We start from the raw sequence: 2,500 nt of genomic DNA, 5'->3' as shown, positions 1-2,500 counted from the left end.
ACCGTACCGCAAACCGACACTGGTGCGCGAGATGAGTATTCTAAGGCGCTTGAGAGAACTCAGGAGAAGGAACTCGGCAAATTGACACCGTAACTTCGGAAGAAGGTGTGCCCTTGTAGTGTGATGAGAACATCTGAGCACGAACGGGTTGCAAAAAATTGGTGGCTGCGACTGTTTATTAAAAACACAGCACTCTGCAAACACGAAAGTGGACGTATAGGGTGTGACGCCTGCCCGGTGCTGGAAGATTAATTGATGGGGTGCAAGCTCTTGATCGAAGTCCCAGTAAACGGCGGCCGTAACTATAACGGTCCTAAGGTAGCGAAATTCCTTGTCGGGTAAGTTCCGACCTGCACGAATGGCGTAACGATGGCCACACTGTCTCCTCCTGAGACTCAGCGAAGTTGAAATGTTTGTGATGATGCAATCTCCCCGCGGAAAGACGGAAAGACCCCATGAACCTTTACTGTAGCTTTGTATTGAATTTTGAACAGATCTGTGTAGGATAGGTGGGAGGCTTTGAAGCAGGGTCGCTAGATCTTGTGGAGCCAACGTTGAAATACCACCCTGGTGTGTTTGAGGTTCTAACCTAGGTCCATTATCTGGATCGGGGACAGTGCATGGTAGGCAGTTTGACTGGGGCGGTCTCCTCCCAAAGTGTAACGGAGGAGTTCGAAGGTACGCTAGGTACGGTCGGACATCGTGCTAATAGTGCAATGGCATAAGCGTGCTTAACTGCGAGACTGACAAGTCGAGCAGATGCGAAAGCAGGACATAGTGATCCGGTGGTTCTGTATGGAAGGGCCATCGCTCAACGGATAAAAGGTACTCTGGGGATAACAGGCTGATACCGCCCAAGAGTTCATATCGACGGCGGTGTTTGGCACCTCGATGTCGGCTCATCTCATCCTGGGGCTGTAGCCGGTCCCAAGGGTATGGCTGTTCGCCATTTAAAGAGGTACGTGAGCTGGGTTTAAAACGTCGTGAGACAGTTTGGTCCCTATCTTCCGTGGGCGCTGCAGATTTGAGGAAGCCTGCTCCTAGTACGAGAGGACCGGAGTGGACGCACCTCTGGTGTACCGGTTGTCACGCCAGTGGCATTGCCGGGTAGCTAAGTGCGGAAGAGATAACCGCTGAAAGCATCTAAGCGGGAAACTCGTTCCAAGATGAGATCTGCCGGGGCCTTGAGCCCCCTAAAGAGTCGTTCAAGACCAGGACGTTGATAGGCTGGGTGTGGAAGCGCAGTAATGCGTTAAGCTAACCAGTACTAATTGCTCGTGAGGCTTGACCCTATAACTTTGATCTAATCCATCAACAGTTTGAATGTCACCCGACTACAATACACAACCGTTTGTAGTCCAGTTATGCCCTTATGGAATTCAACACCGTTGATCCATAACGTTGGCAGCAATCAAAAAGACAGCTGATTCGAAGCTCTATGAATTCGTCGCCGTAGCACCCTGGTGCTGCAGCGGCAACCCTTTATGCCTGACGACCATAGCAAGTTGGTACCACTCCTTCCCATCCCGAACAGGACAGTGAAACGACTTTGCGCCGATGATAGTGCGGATTCCCGTGTGAAAGTAGGTCATCGTCAGGCTCTTACCAGCCCCCCCAAACCCCCTCGTACCCCGTGTACCTGGGGGTTTGGGCTTTATATAAGTGTAGGCATGTGTTTTGTCTTGTAAGCTTCAAAAAGAAATTTGCAAAGACACCAAAAACTGTGTCATAATACGAGGCTCAGCTGATCGCAGCTAAGCAAGACGGATGAAGTGGCAAGTGCTGCTAAGTTTGTCAGATCATTAAAAATATACAGCCGATAAGCGTGGGCGTTTGAAGGCGATTGCGAAAACGGATTCTTCGGAATCCAAGTCGCAAGACTTTAAACGTTCATGAGAATAGAAATGAAGTTTACTTCGTTTGCGTTTTTATGAGTAAATTCAAGATCGAACTAAAGAGTTTGATCCTGGCTCAGATTGAACGCTGGCGGCATGCTTTACACATGCAAGTCGAACGGTAACAGGCCGCAAGGTGCTGACGAGTGGCGAACGGGTGAGTAATGCATCGGAACGTGCCCAGTCGTGGGGGATAACGCAGCGAAAGCTGCGCTAATACCGCATACGATCTAAGGATGAAAGCGGGGGACCGTAAGGCCTCGCGCGATTGGAGCGGCCGATGTCAGATTAGGTAGTTGGTGGGGTAAAGGCTCACCAAGCCGACGATCTGTAGCTGGTCTGAGAGGACGACCAGCCACACTGGAACTGAGACACGGTCCAGACTCCTACGGGAGGCAGCAGTGGGGAATTTTGGACAATGGGCGCAAGCCTGATCCAGCAATGCCGCGTGCAGGAAGAAGGCCTTCGGGTTGTAAACTGCTTTTGTACGGAACGAAACGGCGAGCTCTAATACAGTTTGCTAATGACGGTACCGTAAGAATAAGCACCGGCTAACTACGTGCCAGCAGCCGCGGTAATACGTAGGGTGCAAGCGTTAATCGGAA

At 50.8% G+C, this 2,500-nt stretch carries 3 rRNA genes (2 of these 3 only partly in view); all 3 read left to right on the top strand.

Annotated features, from left to right (window positions below):
* Nucleotides 1-1,292, top strand: a 23S ribosomal RNA gene (locus AC0GNR_RS18970) (it extends 1,587 nt beyond the left edge of the window).
* Nucleotides 1,293-1,487: 195 nt separating this feature from the next.
* Nucleotides 1,488-1,600 (top strand): 5S ribosomal RNA (gene rrf / locus AC0GNR_RS18965).
* Between the two features lie 348 nt (nucleotides 1,601-1,948).
* A 16S ribosomal RNA gene (locus tag AC0GNR_RS18960) occupies nucleotides 1,949-2,500 on the top strand (it continues 981 nt past the right edge of the window).

It is taken from the genome of Hydrogenophaga sp. LT287, from assembly GCF_055702805.1.
This window is presented reverse-complemented; position numbering and strand designations above follow the sequence as displayed.